This is a genomic window from Streptomyces sp. NPDC053432 (assembly GCF_055585365.1).
This window is the reverse complement of sequence record NZ_JBVJKF010000003.1, coordinates 20648-43344: the sequence shown is the minus strand read 5'-3', so window position 1 is coordinate 43344 and position 22697 is coordinate 20648. Positions and strand designations below refer to the sequence as shown.

At 73.5% G+C, this 22697-nt stretch carries 17 protein-coding genes; 8 read left to right on the top strand and 9 right to left on the bottom strand.

Going from position 1 to position 22697, the window contains the following annotated elements; genetic code table 11:
* Nucleotides 1–3 precede the first annotated feature (3 nt).
* The 3 genes from ACZ6Y1_RS06380 to ACZ6Y1_RS06370 form a co-directional block, all read right to left on the bottom strand.
* Nucleotides 4–1269, bottom strand: coding sequence for a YncE family protein (locus ACZ6Y1_RS06380; protein WP_469623854.1), 1266 nt, complete (start codon nt 1267–1269; stop codon nt 4–6).
* A 129-nt stretch (nt 1270–1398) separates the two neighbouring features.
* Complete coding sequence (locus ACZ6Y1_RS06375) at nt 1399–2592, bottom strand: XdhC family protein (RefSeq protein WP_469623850.1); 1194 nt, start codon at nt 2590–2592, stop codon at nt 1399–1401.
* A 73-nt stretch (nt 2593–2665) separates the two neighbouring features.
* Nucleotides 2666–4129 (bottom strand): NCS2 family permease, encoded by a 1464-nt coding sequence (locus ACZ6Y1_RS06370; RefSeq protein ID WP_469623847.1) that lies wholly within the window; start codon nt 4127–4129, stop codon nt 2666–2668.
* 551 nt (nt 4130–4680) lie between these two features.
* Between ACZ6Y1_RS06370 and ACZ6Y1_RS06365 the strand changes: the two genes are divergently transcribed.
* Both ACZ6Y1_RS06365 and ACZ6Y1_RS06360 read left to right on the top strand, forming a co-directional pair.
* Nucleotides 4681–6360 (top strand): PucR family transcriptional regulator, encoded by a 1680-nt coding sequence (locus tag ACZ6Y1_RS06365; RefSeq protein WP_469623844.1) that lies wholly within the window; start codon nt 4681–4683, stop codon nt 6358–6360.
* A 187-nt stretch (nt 6361–6547) separates the two neighbouring features.
* Nucleotides 6548–7351, top strand: a complete 804-nt coding sequence (locus ACZ6Y1_RS06360; RefSeq protein ID WP_469623841.1) for a hypothetical protein — start codon at nt 6548–6550, stop codon at nt 7349–7351.
* A gap of 795 nt (nt 7352–8146) precedes the next feature.
* On the opposite strand, the gene ACZ6Y1_RS06355 is transcribed toward ACZ6Y1_RS06360, so the two are convergent.
* Nucleotides 8147–8824 (bottom strand): GntR family transcriptional regulator, encoded by a 678-nt coding sequence (locus ACZ6Y1_RS06355; protein WP_469623838.1) that lies wholly within the window; start codon nt 8822–8824, stop codon nt 8147–8149.
* Nucleotides 8825–8950: 126 nt separating this feature from the next.
* Here ACZ6Y1_RS06355 and ACZ6Y1_RS06350 point away from each other — a divergent pair, with 126 nt between their 5' ends.
* Nucleotides 8951–9796 (top strand): (2Fe-2S)-binding protein, encoded by an 846-nt coding sequence (locus ACZ6Y1_RS06350; RefSeq protein WP_469623837.1) that lies wholly within the window; start codon nt 8951–8953, stop codon nt 9794–9796.
* A gap of 198 nt (nt 9797–9994) precedes the next feature.
* Entirely contained in the window at nt 9995–11053 is a 1059-nt protein-coding gene (locus ACZ6Y1_RS06345; protein WP_469623835.1) for a DUF2637 domain-containing protein, read from the top strand.
* 47 nt (nt 11054–11100) lie between these two features.
* Here ACZ6Y1_RS06345 and ACZ6Y1_RS06340 read toward each other — a convergent pair whose 3' ends face one another.
* The 4 genes from ACZ6Y1_RS06340 to ACZ6Y1_RS06325 all read right to left on the bottom strand — a co-directional run bounded on the left by ACZ6Y1_RS06340 (nt 11101) and on the right by ACZ6Y1_RS06325 (nt 19203).
* Nucleotides 11101–11508 carry an ATP-binding protein gene (locus tag ACZ6Y1_RS06340; protein ID WP_469624849.1) on the bottom strand — a complete coding sequence of 136 codons (408 nt, stop codon included), beginning with the start codon at nt 11506–11508 and terminating at the stop codon, nt 11101–11103.
* Between the two features lie 186 nt (nt 11509–11694).
* Complete coding sequence (locus ACZ6Y1_RS06335; protein ID WP_469623833.1) at nt 11695–13437, bottom strand: pyruvate dehydrogenase; 1743 nt, start codon at nt 13435–13437, stop codon at nt 11695–11697.
* 138 nt (nt 13438–13575) lie between these two features.
* Nucleotides 13576–14688: a protein phosphatase 2C domain-containing protein gene (locus ACZ6Y1_RS06330; RefSeq protein ID WP_469623831.1), complete on the bottom strand. Its 1113-nt coding sequence runs from the start codon at nt 14686–14688 to the stop codon at nt 13576–13578.
* 738 nt (nt 14689–15426) lie between these two features.
* The gene (locus tag ACZ6Y1_RS06325; RefSeq protein ID WP_469623828.1) at nt 15427–19203 is read right to left on the bottom strand and encodes a S8 family peptidase; all 3777 of its coding nucleotides are present in this window, start codon (nt 19201–19203) and stop codon (nt 15427–15429) included.
* A 196-nt stretch (nt 19204–19399) separates the two neighbouring features.
* On the opposite strand from ACZ6Y1_RS06325, the gene ACZ6Y1_RS06320 reads away from it, so the two are divergent.
* Together ACZ6Y1_RS06320 and ACZ6Y1_RS06315 are read left to right on the top strand one after the other, a co-directional pair.
* Nucleotides 19400–20377, top strand: coding sequence for a helix-turn-helix domain-containing protein (locus ACZ6Y1_RS06320; protein WP_469623825.1), 978 nt, complete (start codon nt 19400–19402; stop codon nt 20375–20377).
* A gap of 25 nt (nt 20378–20402) precedes the next feature.
* Nucleotides 20403–20885, top strand: a complete 483-nt coding sequence (locus ACZ6Y1_RS06315; protein WP_469623822.1) for a DUF456 domain-containing protein — start codon at nt 20403–20405, stop codon at nt 20883–20885.
* A 9-nt stretch (nt 20886–20894) separates the two neighbouring features.
* Here ACZ6Y1_RS06315 and ACZ6Y1_RS06310 read toward each other — a convergent pair whose 3' ends face one another.
* A complete protein-coding gene (locus tag ACZ6Y1_RS06310) occupies nt 20895–21500 on the bottom strand; it encodes a TetR/AcrR family transcriptional regulator (protein WP_469623820.1) in 606 nt (201 codons plus the stop codon).
* 94 nt (nt 21501–21594) lie between these two features.
* Between ACZ6Y1_RS06310 and ACZ6Y1_RS06305 the strand changes: the two genes are divergently transcribed.
* Both ACZ6Y1_RS06305 and ACZ6Y1_RS06300 read left to right on the top strand, forming a co-directional pair.
* On the top strand, nt 21595–22029 hold the full coding sequence (locus tag ACZ6Y1_RS06305; RefSeq protein WP_469623817.1) for a DUF4345 domain-containing protein: 435 nt from the start codon (nt 21595–21597) through the stop codon (nt 22027–22029).
* Nucleotides 22030–22041: 12 nt separating this feature from the next.
* Nucleotides 22042–22413, top strand: a complete 372-nt coding sequence (locus tag ACZ6Y1_RS06300) for a PPOX class F420-dependent oxidoreductase (RefSeq protein WP_469623807.1) — start codon at nt 22042–22044, stop codon at nt 22411–22413.
* Nucleotides 22414–22697 lie beyond the last annotated feature (284 nt).

The window sequence follows — 22697 nt, the reverse complement described above, 5'->3', positions numbered from 1 at the left end:
GCTTCAGCCGCTCGTCGGGCCGGTCCAGCCGGCCGGGACGTGGCCGAGGCGGACGCGCTGCGGGTGGTCGCCCACCGGGACGGACACCCGCTTGGTTCCGGTGGCGAAGTCGATGGCGGTGATCCGGTCGGCACCGCTCTCGGAGATCACGCAGGAGGTGCCGTCGCCGTCGACGGTGGCCCAGTAGGGCTTGTCGGCGGGCACGAGCGGCCCCTCGGTGAGGGTGGCCCGGTCCACGACGGTCGCGTAGTCGTCCATGGTGCCCGCGATGCAGAGCTTGGATCCGTCCGGGCTCATGGACATGCCGTGGTGGCGGGAGTCATTGACCCACTTGGTGCGGTCGGTGGCGGTGGCGGGGTTCGCGGGGAGCATCTTGAGGCGGGTGATCCGGTCGGAGGCGACGTCGTACTCCAGGAATCCGTTGAGGAACGACACCTGGAAGTAGAACTTCGACTCGTCGGGGCTGAAGGAGACGGGGCGTACGGCGTCGGAGAGGTCCGGGCGGCCGAAGGCGTCCAGCCGCTCCCGCATGTCGATCACCCGGACCGTGCGGAAGGTCTGCGCGTCGACGACCGTGATCTTCCGGTCGCCCTTCGTCCAGTCCAGCCAGGGTGCGTCGAGCGCGGAGGTCACGTCCCCGATGGCACTGTTCCACAGGAAGCGGCCGTCGCGGCTGAAGACGTTCTCGTGCGGCTTGTCCCCGGTGGCGAAGGAGCCGACCTGCCGGCCGGTGGCGATGTCGAGGACGTGCACGGTGTTGGCGGTGGAGGCGGAGACCGCGACCTTCGTCCCGTCGGGCGAGACCGCCATGTGGTCGGCGCGGTAGCCGGCCACGGGGAACCGCCAGTTCACCCGGCCGGTGCGGACGTCGATGGAGACGACGTCGGCGAAACTGGGCCGGGAGGCGACCACGGCCGTGCCGTCGGGGGTGGTGTACATGTCGTCCACGAACTGGTCGTGGCCCTCGCCGGCGGTCTGCCGCACCCCGAGGAAGAAGGCGAGCTTGACGGGGTTGAGGTAGATCTCCCGCAGCCGCTCCGCCTTGTCGGGGATCACGTCGATCCGGCCGATCTTCCCGAGGTCTCCGGTGGAGGCGAGGACGTCGGCGGTGCCCTCCCAGTTGTTCCCGACGAAGAGCACCTCCCGCAGTCCGTCGCCCGCAGCCGAGGCCGCCGGAGCCGAGGCCGCCGGAGCGGCGGCGGCCGGAGCAGCGGCGGCGAGGAGGCCGGCCGCGGCCAGCATGCCCAGGGTTCGCAGGGTACGTGTCATCCGCTCGGCTCCGATGTGGGGGAAGGGATGGAGAGAGTGCCTCCTGTTACCGGCCGGTAAAATAGACGGAACGTCAAAAGGGCGCAACCCCTTCGGAGTTGCGCCCTGCCGTCCGCGAGAACGGGTCCGTCAGGCGACCGAACCCATCCGGCCGGTCACCTTCTTCTCCGGGTCGGGGTGGATCGGGGTGTGCGCGCCCGCCAGGGACACGCCGCTGCCGCCGCGCCGGTTGGCGACGATCTCCGCGGCGATGGACAGCGCGGTCTCCTCCGGGGTGCGGCCGCCGAGGTCCAGGCCTATCGGGGAGCGCAGCCGGGCCAGCTCCGGCTCCGTGACGCCCGCCTCGCGCAGCCGCCTGTTGCGGTCCTCGTGGGTGCGGCGGGAGCCCATGGCGCCGACGTACGCGACGGGAAGCCGGAGGGCCGTTTCGAGGAGCGGCACGTCGAACTTGGCGTCGTGGGTGAGCACGCACAGGACGCTTCGGCCGTCCAGACCGCCGGCCGCCGACTGCGCCTCCAGGTAGCGGTGCGGCCAGTCGACGACGATCTCGTCCGCCTCGGGGAAGCGGGTCCTGGTCGCGAACACCGGCCGGGCGTCGCACACGGTCACGCGGTAGCCGAGGAACTTTCCGATCCGCACCAGGGCGCAGGCGAAGTCGATGGCGCCGAAGACGATCATCCGCGGGGGCGTGACGCCGGACTCGACCAGCACCTTGAGCGGCTCTCCGCAGAGCCGGCCGTCCGCGCCGATCTCCAGGACGCCGGTCGCGCCCGCGTCGAGCATGGCGCGGGCCTCGTCGACGACGGCGCGGTCCAGCCCGGGGTGCCCGCCGGGGGCGGCGCCGGGATGCGGCAGGGCGGCGAGCGTGCCCTCGTACGAACCGTCCGCACGGACCAGGACCGCTCCGCCCATCAGGCCGGCGGGGCCCTCGGCGACCCGCGCCACGGCCACGGCCTCGCCGCGCGACACGGCAGCCACCGCGGACGCGAGAACGGCCCGCGCGGGAGAACCCACACGGACCGCCGTGACGAGGATGTCGACGGTTCCTCCGCAGGTCAGCCCCACGGCGAAGGCGTCGTCGTCGCTGTAACCGAAGCGCTCCAGGACGGTCTCGCCGTCCTCCAGCGCCTGCAGGCACAGGTCGTACACCGCGCCCTCCACGCATCCACCGGAGACCGAGCCGATCGCCGTCCCCCCGCCGTCGACGGCGAGGGCGGCCCCGGGCTGCCTCGGGGCGCTTCCGCCGACCGCCACGACCGTGGCGACGGCGAACTCGCGCCCCTGCTGGACCCACCGGTTCAGTTCCTCGGCGATGTCCAGCACGGCGGCCTCCTGGGAGGTGTCTCGGATCCGGTGTCGGATGCGCGGAGGGTCAGGTGGTGATCACTCCCCCGGCTTACTTGACGCCGAGCCAGCCCTCGATCGGGTGCAGGGCGAAGTAGACCAGGAAGATACCGGTGAGCACCCACATGAAGGCGCCGACCTCGCGGGCCTTGCCCTGCGCGACCTTGATGGCGACGTAGGAGATGACACCGGCGGCGACACCAGCGGTGATCTGGTAGGTGAACGGCATGATCACGACGGTCAGGAAGACCGGGATCGCGGTCGCGCTGTCGGCCCAGTCCACGTGGCGGGCGTTCTGCATCATCATCGCACCGATGACGACCAGGGCCGCGGAGGCGACCTCACCCGGGACCAGCTGGGTGATCGGGGTGAAGAAGAGGCAGGCGGCGAAGAAGAGGCCGGTGACGACGGAGGCGAGGCCTGTGCGGGCTCCCTCACCGACGCCGGTGGCGGACTCGACGAAGACCGTCTGGCCGGAACCACCCGCGATGCCACCGATGGCGCCACCGGCACCGTCGATGAAGAGCGCCTTGGACAGACCCGGCATGCGGCCCTGCTCGTCGGCGAGCTTGGCCTCGGTACCGACACCGATGATGGTGGCCATCGCGTCGAAGAAGCCGGCGAGGACGAGGGTGAAGACGATCATGCCGACCGTCATGACGCCGACGTCGCCCCAGCCACCGAACTCGACCTTGCCGAACAGCGAGAAGTCGGGCATCGAGACGGCGGAGCCGGAGAGGGTCGGGGGACCGTTCCTCCAGGCCTTCGCGTCGATGTCGACGACGGCGTTGAGGATCGCGGCGAGCACGGTGCCGCCGATGATGCCGATCAGGATCGCGCCACGGACCTTGCGGGCCTGCAGCATGAAGATCGTCAGCAGGGTGACGCAGAAGAGGAACACGGGCCAGCCCGCGAGCTCACCGGCCGCACCCAGCGTGACGGGGGGAGCGAACTCCCCGCCGTTGCCGACGAAGCCGGCCTTGACCAGGCCGATCAGCGCCACGAAGAGGCCGATGCCCATCGTGATGGCGTGCTTGAGCGCGAGCGGGATGGCGTTCATGATCATCTCGCGGAGGCCGGTGACGACCAGGAGACAGATGACGACGCCGTACATCACGCACATGCCCATGGCCTGCGGCCAGGTCATCTGCGGAGCGACCTGCGAGGACAGCACACCGGACACGGAGAGTCCGGCGGCGAGCGCGAGCGGCACCTTGCCGACGAAGCCCATGAGGAGCGTGGTCAGGGCGGCGGCGAAAGCCGTGGCCGTGATCAGGGCCTTCTGGCTCATGGTGTCTCCGGCGACGTCCTTGCCGGAGAGGATGAGCGGGTTGAGCAGGAGGATGTACGCCATCGCCATGAAGGTCGTGATACCGCCACGAACCTCATTGCCGATGTTGGACCCTCTGTGGGTTATGTGAAAGTACCGGTCGAGCCAAGAACGGCCGGCGGGGTTCAGAGAGCCGTCGCCGGCCTCTTCCGCACTGGTCTTGGGCTCCACTGACGACTGGGTCATGGTGCCTGACTCCCAAGGTTCATAGGGGCACCCGCAAGAAGATTGAAGACGCGGGATTTGGGAAACTGCGTTGGCTGCACGACCCGGGGTGACGGCCCGAGGCGACGCGAGATTTCATTGCGTGTACTGCGGGTAGTGCGGGGGTGACCCGCTGGTACTACGTGTGTTTTTTTGCAGGGGTACTGCCAGGTGAAGGGACCGCGAGCGGTGCGGCACCTCGTATTGCTCCGGGCGGTGCGGCTGGCAAGTGTGACGTTCCCGTGTCACACCGCCCGGAAGTCTTGTGGGGGCCCTGGTGGCCTTTCGGCCGCCGGGCCGCTCCGGGTCGTTCACTTCAAGCCAGGAAGCCGACGCCTCTGGACCGGTCGTTCACGTGTTGTTAATGCGGTGTGGAGCCAGTACACAAGCCGCGCGTCCCCCGGGTGCAGTCACCGAAACCATGAAGGAGTTGGCTGAGGGGCTCCCTCGTCTTGTAGATTCGTATGAAAGGCAGGACGCGACACCCTGCCCGATTTTCAACGGCAACAACGAGACAGATCGGCGGCGACATCATGCGGCTGCGCGCACTGCTGGAAACCGAGGCGCTGGGGCTGCGGCTGCTGGGCGGCGAGGAAGAGCTCGACCGTACCGTCCGCGGGGTCATGACGACCGACCTGCGCGATCCCAGCCGATACCTGTCCGGAGGTGAGCTCGTCCTCACCGGCCTGGCATGGAGACGAAATTCGGCCGATTCCGAGCCGTTCGTGCGCCTGCTCGCGAGCGCGGGTGTAGCGGGGCTCGCGGCGGGCGAGGCCGAGCTGGGAGACATCCCGGACGATCTGGTTTCGGCCTGCGTCCGCAACCGCCTGCCCCTGTTCGCGGTGAACGAGGACGTTGCATTCGCCACGATCACGGAATACGTCGTGCGGCAGGTCTCGGGGGAGCGCGCCGGGGACCTCGCGGCCGTGGTCGACCGGCACCGCCGGCTGATGACCTCGGGTCCCGCGGGCGGCGGGCCCGATGTGGTGCTGGATCTGCTCACCACGGACCTCGATCTCCGGGCCTGGGTGCTGTCCCCCACGGGCCGGCAGATCGCCGGGGCCGGCGAACCGCTGGCGCCGGGAGTGTGCGCCGCACTGGCGAGCGAGCACCTCGCGGCGGTCCGGACGGGCCGCAGGGGACCGCACCGGATCTCCATCCAGGGTATTACCTACTCGCTCTTCCCGATCAGGGGAGCGGGGCGCGGCCCCGCCGGTCCCGCCCCGAAGGACGTGCGCGAGAGCGTGCTGTCGGACTGGCTGCTGGCCGTGGAGGCGGACGCGGGCGACTGGCCCGCCGAGCGCCTCGACCTGCTCCAGGGCGTCACCCAGCTGATCGCCGTCGAGCGGGACCGGCGGGACGCGGCGCGCACGGTGCGCCGCCGCCTCGCTCAGGAGGTCCTCGAACTGGTCCAGACGGGCGCCCCGCCCGCCGAGATCGCCGCCCGCCTGCGGGTGGCGGCCCCGGTGCTGCTGCCCGGCGTGGGCGGCGCGCCGCACTGGCAGGTCGTGGTGGCCCGGGTGGACTGGGACGGCGGGGACATCCCCGGCGGCCCGGTGGCCCAGTCACTGCTGGAGGAGATCCTCGTCGACCCGTCCGTGTCGGGGCCGGAGCCCTCGGACCGGATCGCGGTGGCCCATGCGGGTGACGAGGCCATCGCCCTGGTGCCGCTGCCCTCGCTGCCCGGGGACACCTCCGAGGACCGGGGCCCGGACACGGCCCTGCACGCCGACGAGCTGCTCGCGGCCGTACGGGAGCCGCTGCAGGCCGGCCTGGCGGACGACGGCCGGCTCACCCTGGGCGTCAGCGCGGCCGTGCACTCCGCCGAGGGACTGCGCGGGGCGCTGGAGGAGGCCCGGCACGCCCGCCGGGTCGCCGCGGCCCGCCCGGGCCGGGTCTGCGCGGCCGGCCACCACGAGCTGGCCTCGCACGTGCTGCTGCTGCCGTTCGTGCCGGACGACGTGCGGCGCGCGTTCACGGCGCGGCTGCTGGACCCGCTGCGGGACTACGACCGGCGCCACCGGGCGGAGCTCATCCCGACGCTGGAGGCGTTCCTGGACTGCGACGGTTCCTGGACCCGCTGCGCGACGCGGCTGCACCTGCACGTCAACACCCTGCGCTACCGGGTCGGGCGAATCGAGCAGTTGACGGCGCGCGACCTGTCGCGGCTGGAGGACAAGCTGGACTTCTTCCTGGCGCTGCGCATGAGCTGAGCGATCCCGGCCGTGGCCAGGCCGTATCCGATCCGCCCCGCCCGGTCCGCCGACCGGGGGCGGCTGACGAGGTGTCCGGACTTTGTGAAAGAGTTCACCCGACCCCTTGGCCGGAGCCGCCGATCCGTGCTCTCATTTCGCCCCAGGGCTCGACGACGTGCTGCTTGATTGCTTTGGGGAGGGCAATGTGGCGGAGACCGCCATGTCCGGTGCCGGATCCACGGGGGGAGAAGACCCCCTCCAGCGGGCGATATGGCGACTGCGTTCGCGCGGCTGTTGGACCGACGCGGCGGCGCTGCTGACGCCCCGCGCGGGCGGGACCGCGGACGCGGGGGCCGCCGTCCAGCGGACCGCGCTGCTGGTCGAGAGGTGCCTGTTCACGGGGCAGGGCTGGGCCGAGGCCGAGGACGCGCTGCGGGTCGCCGAGGCGGTTGCGCAGGACGACGACGACCGGGGTGCGGCGGCCTGCGAGCGCGGCCAGCTGGCCTACGCGGCGACCGTGCTGGGCGTACGCGACCGGGCCGACGAGGCCCGTTCCGCGCTGGGCCGGGCGGCCGCCCTGCTGTCCCCGGGGTCCCGGACGCGCCCGCTGCTGGACTTCCGCCGGGGGCTGGTCGCCGAGCACCTGGCGGACGCCCCGCAGTCGGCCCGGCCGGCGTACCGGCGGGCCCACGCGGGGGCCGAGGCGCACGGGGACGTACTGCTGCTGTCCTTCACGTGGCGGCACCTCGCGGCGCTGGCCCTGCGGGACGGGGAGGTGGCGGAGGCCCGCAAGGGCTTCCTGGAGTCCCTCCGCATCCGGGAGGAACTGGGCTTCCTGGTCGGCACGGCCCCGGCGCTGGCCGCCCTGGCGGAGGCCGAGCCGGAGCCGGAGGCGACGCGGCTGCGCGCGGAGGCGCGGCGGCTGTTCCACCTGCTGGGCGGCATCCCGACCTGGCTGGCGGACCAGCTGTCCCCGACACCGTCCCCTGCCGGCTCCCCTGCGGGGTAGCTCGGACAGCCGGACGGCCCCCCTGCGGGGTAGCTCGGACAGCCGGGCGGCCCCCCTGCGGGCTGGCTCGGACAGCCGGGCCGGCCACCTCTGCGGGGCGGCTCGGACAGCCAGGCGCGGGCTCCCCTGCGGGGTAGCTACGGGGGCGTCAGTTGGGCAGCCCCCTGCGGGGCGGCTCGCGTGGTCCGGGTTGGGGTCCCCTGCGGGGTCCTGTCCCCGTCAGGCGCGGCGCCGTTGCGGGGGCTCCGCCCCCGGGCCCCCGCGCCTCAAACGCCGGCGGGGCTGGAATTCGCGCGCGGGGCGCGTGCCGACGCCCGCTGTATCCAGCCCCACCGCGAGGGCCCTGGGCGGAGCCGGAGGTGGGCTCAGGAACGCCCGGGGCAAGTGGCGCTGCGCGCGGGTACTGGCCGACAGCGGCCACATCCAGCCCCGCCGGCGTTTGAGGCGCGGAGCCCGGCGGTGGAGCCGGAGGCGCGCTCAGGAACACCCGGGGGCAAGCGGCGCCGCACGCGGGTACGGGCCGGCGGCGGCCGCATCCAGCCCCGCCGGCGTTTGAGGCGCGGGGCCCCGGCGGTGGAGGCGGAGGTGGGCTCAGGAATGCCTGGGGCGAGTGGCGCCGCACGCGGGGGCGGGCCGACGGCGGCCGCATCCAGCCCCGCCGGCGGTGGAGCCGGAGGCGCGCTCTGGACCGCCCGGGGGCGAGTGGCGCTGCGCGCGGGTGCGGGTCGGCGGCGGCCGTATGCAGGCCCGCCGGGGTTGAGGCGCGGAGCACCGGCGGTGGAGGCGGAGGTGGGCTCAGGAGCCGGCGAAGTGTCGGCGGACCAGGGATTCCACCGCTGGGAGGTCCCCCGCCGTCAGGGACTCCAGGAGCGCCCAGTGTTCGGCCGCGTCGGCGACGAGGGCGGCGCGGCGGACGCGGGGGGCTCCCGGGAGGGGCCACTGGGCGCGCCGGTGGAGCGCCTCCGCCACCGCCACGAGCTGGGCGTTGCCCGCCAGGGAGAGCACCTCCCGGTGGAAGGCGCGGTCCGCCTCCGCGTACGCCGGCAGGTCGCCCCCGGCCGCCGCCTCCGCCGTGGCGGCCGCGGCCGGGCGCAGGGCCTCCCACTCCTCGGCGGGCACGGACCGGGCGAGCCGCAGCATGACCGGGATCTCCAGCAGCCCCCGTACCTCCGCCAGCTCGGCGAGATCGCGCGGGGTCCGCGTCAGGACCCGGAAGCCCCGGTTCGGGAGGCATTCCACCGCCCCTTCCAGGGCCAGCTGCTGCATCGCCTCGCGCACCGGGGTCGCGGAGACGCCGAAGCGCTCCCCCAGGGCCGGGCCCGAGTAGATCTCCCCCGGCGCCAGCTCCCCCTCGACCAGCGCCGCACGCAGGGCGTCGAGGATCTGGCCGCGCACCGAATGGCGCAGCACCTTCCCGGCGGTCTTCTGCTCCGGGAGCGACGGGATCGACGGGATCGACGGCGTCGGCTGCATACGGCGGCCCTCCTCACTGGTCTCGACCTGCTCCGAGAATATGCGACGTCCCACAAGGTGATACGGCCGCCGACGGCAGGTAAGGTAAGGCTTACCTATTAACGATCGTGCGATTCGGTGGCCCCCATGACCGTCACGACCCCGGCCGGCTCCCCCATGACGGACGCCTACGCCCGGCTGACCGCGGCCTACGCCGGCCTCCGCGTCACCGAGCTGTCCGCCCCCGACCCGGCGCCCCGCGGCGCGGGATGGGTCGGCGCCGACGAGCTCGCGGCGGGCGGGGCGGCACTGGACGCCTTCCTCTCCTGGGACGAGGCCCAGATCGCCCGGGATCACGGCCGCCGGGCCCGCCCGGACGTGGTGGCGGGCTTCGGGCTGCACCGTTACGCGTGGCCGGCCTGCCTGCTGATCACCCTGCCGTGGTTCCTGCACCGGCGCGTCCCCCGGCTGCCCGCCGACCGGGTGGCGTTCCACCGCGCCGACGCCCGGATGGCCGTACGCGTCGAGACGTTCGCCTGCCTCCCGGACGACCCGGCGGCCACCCTCCCCGGGGCACGGGTCGTACCCGGCGAAGAGGCGCTGCGCGCCGAGGTGCGGGCCGCGGTGGCCGAGCACCTCGGCCCGCTGCTGGAAGGTTTCGGCCCGCGCATGCGGCGCGGGCCCCGCGCCCTGTGGGGCCTGGTCACCGACGAGGTCGTCGAGAGCCTGTGGTACGTCGCGAGCCTGCTCGGGCCCGGCGAGGAGCGGCGCGCCATCGCCGAGCTGGAGGCGCTCCTGCCCGGCGCCGCCGCCCCGTTCCCCGGGGGCGCGCGCTTCCGCGTGCTGGCCGGACCCGCCGGGGAGGAGCTGCCGACCCGGGACCGGGCCGGGTGCTGTTTCTTCTACACCATCCGCCCGGGCGACACCTGTGTCACCTGCCCGCGCACCTGTGACGCCGACCGGGTCGCCCGGCTCACGGCGGCCGCCGCCTGAACCCACCCGTACGACTGACCGTATTCGAACTCAACTCTGTTACTAAGAGCGCCAGTTCGAGTCACAACACCCTATCCGGCGGGCCCCGCCCCCCGTTGGCGTCCACTTGCCCCGAAACCCACGTGCGCAGCGGATCCCCTGCGCCACTATGGCGCCCGGAAAGCCGCACGGCCGCAGACGCGAGGCAAGGACATCCGCATGAGACTGACCGACATATCGCTGGACTGGCTGCTGCCCGGCAGCCTGCTGATCCTGGGCGTGCTTGCGGCGGTTGCGGTACTGGCCCGGGGCAGGCGCGAGAGCGAGAAGGCCGCGGCCGACGACAGCTGGGAGCGCAGCGAGGAACGGCGGCGGCGCAAGGAAGCCGTCTACGGGACCGCCTCCTACGTCCTGCTCTTCTGCTGCGCGGCGGTCGCCGCCGCGCTCTCCTTCCACGGACTGGTCGGCTTCGGCCGGCAGAACCTCAACCTCTCCGGCGGCTGGGAGTACCTGGTCCCGTTCGGCCTCGACGGCGCCGCCATGTTCTGCTCGGTGCTCGCCGTCCGCGAGGCGAGCCACGGCGACGCGGCCCTCGGCTCGCGCATGCTCGTCTGGCTGTTCGCCGGCGCGGCCGCCTGGTTCAACTGGGTGCACGCCCCGCGCGGCCTGGGCCACGACGGCGCTCCGCAGTTCTTCGCCGGGATGTCGCTCTCGGCGGCCGTCCTCTTCGACCGGGCCCTGAAGCAGACCCGCCGCGCGGCCCTGCGCGAACAGGGCCTGATCCCGCGCCCGTTGCCGCAGATCCGGATGGTCCGCTGGCTGCGGGCACCCCGCGAGACCTTCGGCGCGTGGTCGCTCATGCTGCTGGAGGGGGTGCGCACCCTCGACGAGGCCGTGGAGGAGGTGCGCGAGGACAAGCGCGAGAGGGAGCAGGACCGGCACCGCAGGCGCGACCAGAACCGGCTCGACCGGGCGCGCATCAAGGCGCTGGGCCGGCAGAACAGGGCGTTCGGGCGGTCACGCGGCCGCCAGGTCGAACTCCCGGAACTCACGCAGGGAGCTGGCTCCGCGCCGGTCGGCGCGGAGCCGGCCATATCGGAAGCGGGACAACTGCCCCTGCGACGCCGCCCCTCCCTGCAGTCCGTCAGCCGGACCGGGTCGGTTGAGGTGACCGGCCCCCGGACGGTGGATCTCACCGCCGAGGACGACACCCAGACCATCCCCCGGCTCGACTCCCTGGAGCGCAAACTGAAGGACCTGGAGCAGCAGTTCGGCTGACCGCGGGTTCTCTCGTACGGTCGTGCCGGTCACGTGGGGTCCGCCGGTCAGGCGGGCCCCGCGTCGTATCCCCGCTCCAGCTCGAACCACACCACCTTGCCGCCGCCGAGGTCCGGGGCGTCCACGCCCCAGGCGTCGGCGAGCGCCTGCACCAGCACCAGTCCCCTGCCGTGCGTACCGTCGTCGGCGGTCGGTACGTACGGCCGGGGCCTGCGGTTGGCGTAGTCCCGGACTTCCACCCGTAAGCGGCCGGATCCGAGGCTCGCGGAGACCTCCGCCCCCTGGTCGGTGTGGACGAGGGCGTTGGTGACGAGCTCGGTGATGAGCAGCTCGGCCACCTCGGCGGCGTCGGCCGCGCACCGGTGGCGCATCAGCTCCCGCAGCGCCCGCCGGACTTCCCCCACCGCTTTCAAGTCGGCCCGGCGCACGCTCCGGTTGATCGCCGGCCCCTCCATCGCGCCCGCCCCGTCCGGACCGGACGGCTCGCGCGGCACCGGCCTGCCTCTGCGCCACGGCTTCCCGGTCTTCGCCCCCACCCGCACGGCGATGTCCCCTCCCTCGTCGTGTGTCCCCAATTGAGCAGCTTGTCGAACTGGTCTACGGGATGCATGCCCCCCGGGCCGGTCCGCACTCCTGCGGGCTTACGGGCGGGGCACGTTGCGGAGGTTGGATCGAGCCATCTGGATCATCCTGCCGACCCCTCCGTCGAGCACGATCTTGCTGGCGGAAAGTGCAAATCCGGTCACCATCTCGGCACTGATCCTGGGCGGAATGGACAACGCGTTGGGGTCGGTCACCACGTCCACGAGGGCCGGTCCCGGGTGCCGGAAGGCGTCCTTCAAAGCCCCTGTGAGCTGCTTGGGCTTCACCACGCGGACCCCGTACGCCCCCGCCGCGCGGGCGATGGCCGCGAAGTCGGGATTCCTGTTCGTAGTTCCGTACGACGGGAGGCCGGAAACGAGCATCTCCAACTCGACCATGCCGAGTGATGAGTTGTTGAACAGCACCACTTTGACGGGCAGGTCGTACTGCACGAGGGTGAGGAAATCTCCCATCAGCATGGAGAAACCGCCGTCACCCGACATCGACACCACTTGACGGGTGCGGTCGGTGAACTGTGCGCCGATGGCCTGCGGCAGGGCGTTCGCCATGGAGCCGTGGCTGAAGGAGCCGATGATGCGGCGCCTGCCGTTCGGGGAAAGATAGCGCGCGGCCCATACGTTGCACATGCCGGTGTCGACGGTGAAGACGGCGTCGTCGTCGGCCAGTTCGTCGAGGACGGAGGCCACGTACTCGGGGTGGATCGGGGTGTGCTTCTCCACCTTGCGCGTGTAGGCCTTGACCACGCCCTCCAGTGCGTCCGCGTGCTTCTTCAGCATGCGGTCCAGGAAGCGGCGGTCCGTCTTGGGCTTCACCCTGGTGTTCAGTACGCGCAGGGTCTCCCGTACGTCACCCCAGACGGCGAGGTCCAGTTGGGAGCGGCGGCCCAGGTGTTCGGGCCGGATGTCCACCTGGACGATCTTCACGTCGTCGGGGAGGAAGGCGTTGTACGGGAAGTCCGTGCCGAGCAGGACCAGCAGATCGCACTCGTGGGTGGCCTCGTAGGCGGCGCCGTAGCCCAGGAGTCCGCTCATGCCGACGTCGTAGGGATTCTGGTATTGGATCCATTCCTTGCCGCGCAGGGCGTGGCCGACCGGCGCCTTGATCCGGCCGGCGAACTCCATCACCTCGGCGTGCGCCCCGGCGGTGCCGCTGCCGCAGAAGAGGGTGACCTTGTCCGCCTCGTCGACCAGCCGGACCAGTTTCTCGATCTCGCCGTCACCGGGGCGCACGGTAGGCCGGGCGGTGACGAGGGCGTGCTCCACCGCCTTCTCGGGGGCGGGCAGGGACGCGACGTCCCCGGGCAGGGCGACGACGCTGACGCCGCTGCGGCCGACGGCGTGCTGGACGGCCGTCTGCAGCAGGCGGGGCATCTGCCGCGGGTTGGAGATCAGTTCGCTGTAGTGGCTGCACTCTCGGAAGAGCTGGTCGGGATGGGTCTCCTGGAAGTATCCGAGGCCGATCTCGCTGGAGGGGATGTGCGAGGCGAGCGCGAGGACCGGGGCCATCGAGCGGTGCGCGTCGTACAGCCCGTTGATCAGGTGCAGGTTTCCCGGGCCGCAGGAGCCCGCGCAGGCGGCGAGGCGGCCGGTGATCTGGGCCTCGGCGCCGGCCGCGAAGGCCGCCGTTTCCTCGTGGCGGACCTGGATCCACTCGATGTCGCCGGTTCGGCGGATCGCGTCGACGATCGGGTTGAGGCTGTCGCCGACGACTCCGTACATCCTGCGCACGCCCGCGCGCACGAGGATGTCCACGAACTGCTCCGCCACGTTCTGTCGGGCCATGGATGGGGCGCCCCTCTCCGGTTCGGCTGCTGCCGGGTGCGCCTTCCATCCATGCACGTTTGTCCGTGGCCCGCCTGTCGGGCCCGTTAGGCCTTTTGGACCCGTTACGCCCGTCGGGCCGTTGCGCCTGTCGGGCCGTTACGCCTCCCAGACCGCGGCGGCCGTCCGGTCGTCGGCGTAACCCTTGATGCGGAGCTGGGTGTCCGCGAGGAAGGCCGCCAGGCCGGGGGGTTCCGGCTCGGACCAGCGCGCGGCGAGCTCGGCGGCGAGCAGGGCCTCCTCCCGCATGGGGCCGGCCAGGCCGCCCGAGCAGACGAGCAGGGTGTCACCCGGCCGGGCCACGGAGGCCCGGAAGCGGAAGTCCCCTTCCGAGGCGGCTTCGCCGGGCTCCAGGTCCTGCCAGCGGCCCGAGCGGAGCCGGAACAGCCCGCCCGCGCCGGAGCCGAAGCACACCCGGGTCCGGCACTGCGGGTCGACGGGGAGCAGCAGGGCGCGCAGCCCGGCGGTGTAGGCCTCCTCGGCGAGGCCGAGCTCGGCGGCGTGGGCGCGGAGACGGCCGTAGCCGCGGTCGGTGAGCCGCTGGAGGCCGGAGCGCAGTGCGTCGCGGCGGCCGGCCCGGATGTCCTCGGCGAGCCGCTCCTGGCTCCGGCCGACGGCCGCGGCGACGGTGCGGCAGAGCTCGGCGGCGGCCGCGGGGGCGCCGGGCGCGGCGCGGTCGCCTCCGGCGAGAACCACCATCACCAGGGCGTCGTCGCCGGTGCCGAAGCGGGCGGTGAGCAGGTGGTCGCGGCGGGCCTCGCCCCGGTAGCGGGCGGAGTCCCCGCGCAGGGAGGCGGCGCGCAGGGTGTACGTGCCGTAGCGCGCGCCCTCCAGGACGGTGTCGGGGGTGAGGTCGTCGAGGGCGGCCGGGTCGGCGGCCGGCAGCGCGCCGGGCTCCGCCGCGTAGGTGGGCGCGCGGTCGCCGAGGTGGCGCACCTCGGGCCGCTCGTCGTGCCCGGGGCCGACGGTCACCTGCACGGTCCGCTCCTCCGGCGCCGTCCAGGCGGGCACGTCCACGTTCCCCAGGGCGTACCCGGTGACCCCGCCGGCCCGCGGGTCCTGAGGGGGTGGGGGCGGGGACGGGGGCGCCGCGCCGGCCGCCCCGTCCAGCGGCTCGGGGTCCGGGCGCGGCCCGGGCACGACCGGCCGGACGGGCAGCCCGGCCTCCCCCGGCGGCGGCACGGCCGCCGGAGTGGCCACTTCCCAGGGCAACGGCTGAGCCTCGGGCGGAGCCGCCTTGTCCGCCCGGGCCGCCGGCACCGGCGGGACGACGGCCGCCGGGGCGGCCGAGGGGACCGCAGGGGTCCCCGGGGACAGGGGGGCGGCAGGGCCAGGCGGGACCGAAGCGGCCGAAGAGGGCCGCGGGGCCACAGGAGGCCACGGGGTCGCCGGAGGCGGCGGAGCCCCAGAGCCGGGCGCGGCCGGAGCGGCCGCGGGGGCCGCAGAGCCGGGCGCGGCCGGAGCCGCCGCGGGGGCCGCAGGTGGCCGGGGAGTCCCAGAGGTCCCGGAGGCCGCAGGGGTCCCAGCGGCCCCAGCGGCCCCAGAGGTCCCGGCGGTCCCAGCGGTCCCGGCGGTCCCAGAGGTCTCAGGATGCAGGGCAGAAGGGGGCGACGTGGCCGGCGGGGCCGCAGGGGTTTTACGGGGATGCGGAGCCGTCGGGGCCGAAGGGGGCGGTGGGGGTGGGGAGGTTGGTGGGGGGCCAGGGGGTGGTGAGGGGGGTGTGGTCAGGGAGGAGGCCGTGTGGAAGCGGGTGTCCAGGGTGTCCCCGGGGTCGGGGTCCGGGACCGCGTCCGGGTCCTCGTACAGTTTCTGCCACCAGTCGTCCGCGCCCGCGCCCTGCTGACTCATGCCCTCATTCTCGGCCCACCGCACCGGCGGAAAACGCCGAATGCGCGAAAAGGGTCCACCGGGCCGCCGCCCGGTGGACCCCTCCCCCCTCACCCGTACCGGTCAGCGGACGTCGTACGCCCGCACGACCGTCTGGGTCACCGAGGCACCCTTCGCGTCGGTCAGTTCGGCCTTCAGCGACACCTGCTTGCCGGAGGCCCCGCCGTGGTCCACGACCGCGGTCCACACGCCACCGCGCTCGCTCACCTCCGCCTCCGTCCAGTGCTCACCGTCGTACGAGTACGACAGCTTCGCCGACGTCAGCGCGCCCGGCGCGTACCCCGCGTGCCCGGTGGCGCTCAGCCCGATGCGCTGGCCGTTCGCCGCCGCGACCGTCTTCAGCCCGTCCAGCGGGGCCGCGTACCTCGGGAAGAGGACCGGCAGGCCCTGCGAGTACGCGGCGGGGTCGAGCTTCGAGGTGAAGCCCCAGGTGGTCGTCACCGCCGTGGACCGCTGCCAGACACGGGCCGGCGCGCCGATCTTCCCGATGGACTGGGTCAGTTCGTAGCGGCCCTCCTCGGCCGGGACCTCGAACACCCCGAACGGGAACCAGCTGTCCCCGATGACCTCGCCGTTCCGCTTGAGCTGGAGCCCGCCGATGTCCCCGAAGGAACCCGGCTGCGCGGCGTGGGCGCCGTCGCCCCACATGGCGGGGGCGAAGCCGATCAGCCCGCCCTGCCGCTCGGCGGCGAGGGTCTCCTTGCCCGCGCGGTCGCGCGGGGCGACCGGGCCGGTGATGCCGTCGTACCAAGTCGCCGCCCGGCGTTCGCCCTTGGTGTATGCGCGCTGCTCGCCGACCATGAACTCGCCCCACGGGAAGCTGCTGGAGAGCGTCTGGTCCCAGGCGGTGTCGCCGGCCGAGTAGTACTCGGTCCGCGTGCCCGGCACCGCGACGGTCTCGACCGAGCCGAAGTACACCGCCGTGCCGATCGGCCGGTACGCGCCCGACAGGTCGATGAAGTCACCAGCCATGCCCATGGAGTTGTAGGCGGAGTCCACCCGCCCGAGGTCGCGGTCGCGCACCCGGTAGGTGTGGCCGCCCTGGACCTGGCCCTTCTCGGGGAAGGCGAGGGAGTAGGCGTACGGGCTCCTCGCCGTGCCCTTCCAGGCGAGTGTGACCTTGCCCGCCTTCAGCCTGTCGAGCAGCGCCCGCCCTTCGGCGGCCTCGACGGACAGGGTGGGCAGCACTCCCGTGAAACCGGTCGAGCCGACCCACCGGCCCGGTGCCTCGCGGTAGGCGAGCACGGCCTTGGCGCCCGCGGCCTTCGCGTCCCGGGCCTCCTCGTACAGCGCCCCGTCCACGGTCCTGACCAGCACGACCGCGTCCTTGGCGCCCGCCGCGGCGAGCTCCTGCGGGGTGCAGGTGCCCGCGTCGACGAGCGGGGCGCTGCCGGTTCCGTCGAGGTTGTCGCTGCCCGTGGTCGCGGTGATCGGGTGCAGTACCGGACCGCCGACGGCCTTCAGTTCGGAGAGGATCGGCGCGCCCGCGCGCCAGTAGCTGCCGAACTCGAACCCGCCGTCCGTGGCGCGGCCCTCGACCGAGGCGTAGAAGCCGCGGATGGTGCGGCCGCCGGCCGCCGTGCCCGCGTGCAGCCAGGCGTCGTCCCAGCTGCGGGCGAAGGCGAGGGTGGCGTTACGGCTCTCGACCGGCTTGTCGGCCGCGATGTCGAGGCGCCCGGCCTTGCGGGCGTCGAGCACGACGGTCGTGTCCTTCTTCACCTCGACCTGCGGGCGGCCGAGGTACGTGAGGGAGTCGGTCAGCGTGGCGCCCTCGCCCGCGTCGGGGGTGGCGACGAAGGCGGAGAGGAAGTACGCGCCCGGGCGGACCCGGTAGACCTGGTCCACGGAGCCGTCGTTGAAGCGGCGTTCGCCCGTGGCGTCGTCGGTGCCGATCACGTCCAGGGAGGACGGTCCGGCGGCCGGCTTGCCCGCGCGGTCGACGAGCTTGACCCGCAGGGTGACCGTCTGCGGCTCCACGTACAGGGCGAACGGGGTGGAGACGTGCACGCCGTCGGCCGTGGCGACGACGCGGCCGGTGACGTCCCCGTACTGGGAGCGTTCCAGCTTCGCGGCCGGGTCGAGCGCGAGGGGCACCTTGACGGTGGCGCCGGCGGGCACGGTCACGGTGCGCAGGCCGAGGCGGGCGATCCGGCTGCGGACCGTCGAGCCGTCGTTGCCGGTGACCTTCTCCACGGCGAGGTCCAGGGTGACGGGGCTCTTGCCGAGGTTGGTGTACGGGACCTCCACGGTGCGGCGGTCGCTCGCGTCCTGCGGCCAGTTGTGGGCGCCGCCCTGGACGGCGGGGGCGCCGGTGACCGTGGTGTCGACGGCGGCCTTGACGTCGAGGCGGCCGCCGCCGGTCTCGCGCACGTCCCCGGGGATCGCGGTGTCGGCGGATCCGACGAGGGCGGCCTTGATCTGCTGCCCGGTCCAGTCCGGGTGGCGCTGCTTGACGACGGCGGCGGCGCCCGCGACGTGCGGGGTGGCCATCGAGGTGCCGGACATGGACTGGTACGCGTACACCCCGCGGCCTCCCATGGCGGCGGCGGAGATGGCCACGCCGGGGGCGGCGATCTCGGGCTTGAGGGTGTGCGCGAGCCCGGCGGGGCCCCGGCTGGAGAAGGGGGCCGTGGTGTCGTCGCGGTCGACGGCGCCGACGGTCAGCACACTGGCGGCGCAACCCGGCGAGGAGACCGTGTTGTTGCCGGGTCCGGAGTTGCCGGCGGCGATCACGAACAGGGTTCCCCGCTGGGAGAGTTCCTCCGCGGCTGCGGCGAGCGGGTCGTCACAGGCGGTCCGGGAGGGGTCGCCCAGACTCATGGAGACCACGTCGGCCTCGGAGTCGACGGCCCACTCCATGCCGGCGATGATCCACGAGTCGAGGCCGTAGCCGGAGTCGTTGAGGACCTTGCCGCTGAGCAGTCCGGCGCCGGGGGCGACGCCCCTCTTGGCTCCGCCGCCGGCGGCTCCGGAGCCGCCGACGGTGGAGATGGTGTGGGTGCCGTGGCCCTGCCGGTCGGCGTCGGTGTCGGAGTCGGTGAAGTTCTTGGAGGCGGCGACGCGGCCCGCCAGGTCGGGGTGTCCGAGGTCGGTGCCGGTGTCGAGGACGGCGACCCTGGTGCCCTTGCCGTCGTACCCGGCCGCCCAGGCCGCCGTGGCGTTCACCTGCTTCGTCGACCGCTCCAGGTTCGCCCGCACCTTGCCGTCGAGCCACAGCTTCTTAAGTCCGCCGCCCGCCGCGCGGGAGCGGCCGTCGGCGGTGGCACCGGCGGTGACGTCGGCCCAGAAGGCGGCGGCCCGGCCCTTGTCGGCGGCGAGCGCTACGGCGCCGATGGAGCCGAGGACGAGGGAGCGGTCGGCGCCGCGCGGGGTCGGCGGGGCGCTGCGCGCCACGTTCACGGAGCTGTCGTAGACGGCGATGAGGGGGAGCTTCTCGGTGTGCGCGTCGTCGTAGCCCTGCCGGACGAGGCCGGTGACGTTGAAGAGTTCGTGGTCGACCGTGCCCGCCGCGAGCGCCTTGACCGCGCCCTCGGGGTAGACGTACAGGTCCTTGCCCGACTGCCGGGTCTGGACGAGCGGCTGCGAGCCGTCCTCGCGCGGCATCGCGGTGGCGGCCGTGCGGCCGGCGGCGTCGGTGGAGACCAGGATCCGGTCACCCGTGACGAGCGTGACGGTGACGGGGGCGGCGGGCTGCTTTCCGGCCGCCTCGCTGCCGACGAGTGGTCTGTTCCCCGTTCCAGGCGCCCCGTCGCTCGGCTGTGCCGTGGACGGGCCGACTGCGGTGACGGCCAGGACGGCAGCGGTGGCCGCTCCCAGTGCCGTACGCGATATCGGGCGCATCGCTCTCCCCAGGTCAATTCCGGCCAACTGCTGCTCGCACGGCAAAGCTGCCGCTCAAGTGGCTTACGGCCGGCGGATGTCGGTGCTGCGGTGGCACGACCTTTACAGAGGGGCGGGTGGTGCGGCGATGATGTCCGCGGCGGGTTTGCGCCGTGGCCGCTTCCCGCCAGGCGCTGTGTCGAGAGGGGTGGGCGGGTTGCTGGGTGCCATAGGCCTGGACGAGGGCCAGGAGTCGGCGTACCGCGCCCTGGTGGCGATGGGCGCGGCCGAGGCCCCCGATCTCGCGCACCGGCTGACCCTGCCGGTGTCGCAGACGGAGCGGACGCTGCGCCATCTGGAGCGCCACGGCCTGGCCGCGCAGTCCTCGGCCCGCCCGGGCCGCTGGGTGGCGGCCCCGCCGGGGGTCGCCCTGGGGGCCCTGCTCACGCAGCAGCGGCACGAGCTGGAACAGGCCGAGCTGGCCGCGGCGCTGCTGGCGGAGGAGTACCGGGCGGAGGCGGCGGAGCCCGCGGTGCACGACCTGGTGGAGGTGGTGCAGGGCGCGAGCGCGGTGGCGCACCGTTTCCACCAGCTCCAGCTGGGCGCGGCGGAGGAGGTGTGCGCGCTGGTCAGCGGCCGGCCCCAGGTGGTGACGGGTACGGAGAACGAGTCCGAGGAACGGGCCTCCGTGCGCGGGGTCGACTACCGGGTGGTCATCGAACGGGAGGTGCTGACCCTGCCGCGCGGCATCCGGGAGGCGTCGACGGCCCTGGCCCGTGGCGAGCGGATCCGGGTGACGGGGCAGGTCCCGACGAAGCTGGTGATCGCGGACCGCAGCCTGGCGATGGTGCCGTTGACCTCGCGGGGTTCGGAACCGGCGGCGCTCGTCGTCCACGCGTCGGGGCTGCTGGAATCGCTGATGGGCCTGTTCGAGGCGGTCTGGCGGGAGTCGCTGCCGCTGCGGCTGGGCGCGTCGGGCACGGCGGAGGAGGGCGGCGGCTCGCCCGACGCCACCGACCTGGAGATCCTCTCGCTGCTGCTGGCGGGTCTGACGGACGCGAGCGTGGCGAAGCACCTGGAGCTGGGCCTGCGGACGGTGCAGCGCCGGGTGAAGGGGCTCATGGAACTGGCGGGGGTCACGACGCGGATGCAGCTCGGCTGGCACGCCTACGAGCGGGGCTGGGTGGCCCGATAGCCCCTGGTCGGTCAGGCTGAGCAGCATGGATCTGCCTCAGCTGCTCCTGGTGGGGCTGGTGCTGCTCCTCGGGGTGGTCGGGGTGATGGTGCCCGGCGTCCCGGGGACCCTGCTGGTGTGGGCGGGGGTGATGTGGTGGGCGCTGCACGAGCGCTCGGCGCCGGCCTGGTCGCTGCTGGTCGCGGCGACGGCGCTGCTGCTGGTGATCCAGGTGGTGAAGTGGCAGCTCCCGCCGCGCAGGCTGCGCGGGCTGGGGGTCACCCGGCGGATGGCGGTGTTCGCGGGCGCGGGCGCGCTGCTGGGTTTCGTACTGGTCCCCGTGATCGGATCCGTCCCCGGCTTCGTGGGCGGTGTCTACCTCTGCGAGCGGCTGCGCCTCGGCACGCACGGGGAGGCGTGGGCCTCGGTGCGGACGGTGATGCGTGCGGTGGGGACGAGCGTGCTGGTGGAACTCTTCGCGTGCCTGCTGGTCGTGGGGGCGTGGGTGGGGGCGGTGCTGGCGCAGTAGGCGGCGCGCTCAGGCCGGCCGCCCGGCGAGGTCCTCGCGCAGGAACGGGCGCAGAGCTCCGAGCAGGGCTCCGACGCAGGTGTCGCGAAGTTCCGTGCGCGTGCACGTCTCGGTGGTCAGCCAGTCGAGGCAGAGCACCCGGACGAACACCAGCCAGCTCTTCAGGACCGCGGCCACGGCGTCCCGTACGGAGTCGTCCGCGAGCGGGAGGACGCCGAGGAGCCGGGTGCGCAGGGCGTCCAGCTCACCGTCGATGATCGTCTGGACCACGGGGTCGCCGGCCAGGACGCGGTTCGCCGCGAGGACGGTGTTGCGGTGGGCCACGAAGTAGTCGAGGTGGACGTCGAGCCCCTCGACGAGCTGGCCCAGCAGGTCGCCGGGCCGGTCGAGCGGGACCTGCTCCAGCAGCCGGTCGGACGCCTGCCGGAAGACGGCGGCGAACAGGTCCTGCTTGCCGGCGAAGTGGCGGTAGAGCAGCGCGCGGGAGACGCCGGCCCGCTCGGCGACGTCTTCCATCAGCACGTCCTCGTAGGGGTGCTGGGCGAAGAGCTGCGCGCCGACGGCGAGGAGGCGGGCGCGGCGCTCGGTGGGGGTGAGGCGCTGACGGGGAGGCACGGGGCGATGCTACTTGACATATGTCTACTAGTGCGCGCGTACTGGTGGCAGCGTTAGTTGACGTGCGTCTACCAGCGAGGGGTGGGGTCGGACCATGACCAAGGCCAGGGCTCTGAAATGGCTCGTACGGACGATGGGCGCCGCGTGCGTGGCGATCGGGCTCGCGCACGTGCTCCTGGGGAACGCGGCGGTGCCGGGGGCGACCGGGGCCGGTGCCACGGTCGACAGCCTGGGCCGGTTCCTGGGCGCGACGTTCGCGGGCTACGGGCTGGCCTGGCTCTGGGCGGGCCGCCGGTCGCCGGTCCCGGCGGGCGTGGTCCGCTGGTTGGCCGCGGTGTTCCTGCTGGGCGCGGCGGGGCGGCTGCTGTCCCTCGCCGTGCACGGGTGGCCGCACGGGTTCCAGGTGGCGCTGATGGTCGTCGAGCTGGTGCTGGCGCCGGTGTACTTCTGGCTGGCGGACGCCGACGAGAAGGCGGCCGGGACCGCGGACGTAGGGCTGCGGCCCGATGCGGGAGGCGGTCGCGCCTGAGAGGCTCGCGGCATGAGGGAATTCGACGGTTTCAGCGAAGCGGAACAGGCGTACTTGCGCTCGCAGCACCTGGGCCGGCTGGCCACGGTGGACGCGGCGGGGCAGCCGCAGGTGAACCCGGTGGGCTTCTTCCCGCAGCAGGACGGGACGATCCTGGTCGGCGGAATGGCGATGGGCGCGTCGAAGAAATGGCGCAACCTGCGGGGGAACCCGCGGCTGGCGCTGGTGGTCGACGACCTGGTGAGCACCAGTCCGTGGCGGGTGCGCGGCATCGAGATCCGGGGGCGTGCGGAGCTGGAGGTGGGCCCGCACGGCCTCGGGCCCCACTTCAGCCCGGAGGTGATCCGCATCCACCCGGAGCGGGTGCACACGTGGGGCCTGTGATGCCCTTGCCCCTGCCCGGGGTGGAAGCGGGGTGCCGCTGCGCGGAGCCGCCCCTCCCCGCCCTTCCACCGTTCCCCGGGCGCGGCCCGGACCCGGTCCTCAAACGCCGGACGGGCTGGAAAGATCCCGGGCTCCGCCCGGACCTGGTCCCCGGACGCTGGACGGCCGGCACATCCAGCCCCGCCGGCGTTCCAGGCGCGGGACCCGGGGCGGAACCCCCGCCCTCCAGCCCCGCCGGCGTTCCAGGCGCGGGACCCGGGGCGGAGCCCCCTATCCAGCCCCGC

Coding starts and splice junctions, on each gene's coding strand:
- ACZ6Y1_RS06365 (WP_469623844.1), top strand. CDS start 4,681: ATGCGGCTGCGCGCACTGCTGGAAACCGAGGCGCTGGGGCTGCGGCTG.
- ACZ6Y1_RS06325 (WP_469623828.1), bottom strand. CDS start 19,203: ATGCGCCCGATATCGCGTACGGCACTGGGAGCGGCCACCGCTGCCGTC.
- ACZ6Y1_RS06355 (WP_469623838.1), bottom strand. CDS start 8,824: ATGCAGCCGACGCCGTCGATCCCGTCGATCCCGTCGCTCCCGGAGCAG.
- ACZ6Y1_RS06370 (WP_469623847.1), bottom strand. CDS start 4,129: ATGACCCAGTCGTCAGTGGAGCCCAAGACCAGTGCGGAAGAGGCCGGC.
- ACZ6Y1_RS06345 (WP_469623835.1), top strand. CDS start 9,995: ATGAGACTGACCGACATATCGCTGGACTGGCTGCTGCCCGGCAGCCTG.
- ACZ6Y1_RS06315 (WP_469623822.1), top strand. CDS start 20,403: ATGGATCTGCCTCAGCTGCTCCTGGTGGGGCTGGTGCTGCTCCTCGGG.
- ACZ6Y1_RS06305 (WP_469623817.1), top strand. CDS start 21,595: ATGACCAAGGCCAGGGCTCTGAAATGGCTCGTACGGACGATGGGCGCC.
- ACZ6Y1_RS06335 (WP_469623833.1), bottom strand. CDS start 13,437: ATGGCCCGACAGAACGTGGCGGAGCAGTTCGTGGACATCCTCGTGCGC.
- ACZ6Y1_RS06380 (WP_469623854.1), bottom strand. CDS start 1,269: ATGACACGTACCCTGCGAACCCTGGGCATGCTGGCCGCGGCCGGCCTC.
- ACZ6Y1_RS06340 (WP_469624849.1), bottom strand. CDS start 11,508: ATGGAGGGGCCGGCGATCAACCGGAGCGTGCGCCGGGCCGACTTGAAA.
- ACZ6Y1_RS06350 (WP_469623837.1), top strand. CDS start 8,951: ATGACCGTCACGACCCCGGCCGGCTCCCCCATGACGGACGCCTACGCC.
- ACZ6Y1_RS06300 (WP_469623807.1), top strand. CDS start 22,042: ATGAGGGAATTCGACGGTTTCAGCGAAGCGGAACAGGCGTACTTGCGC.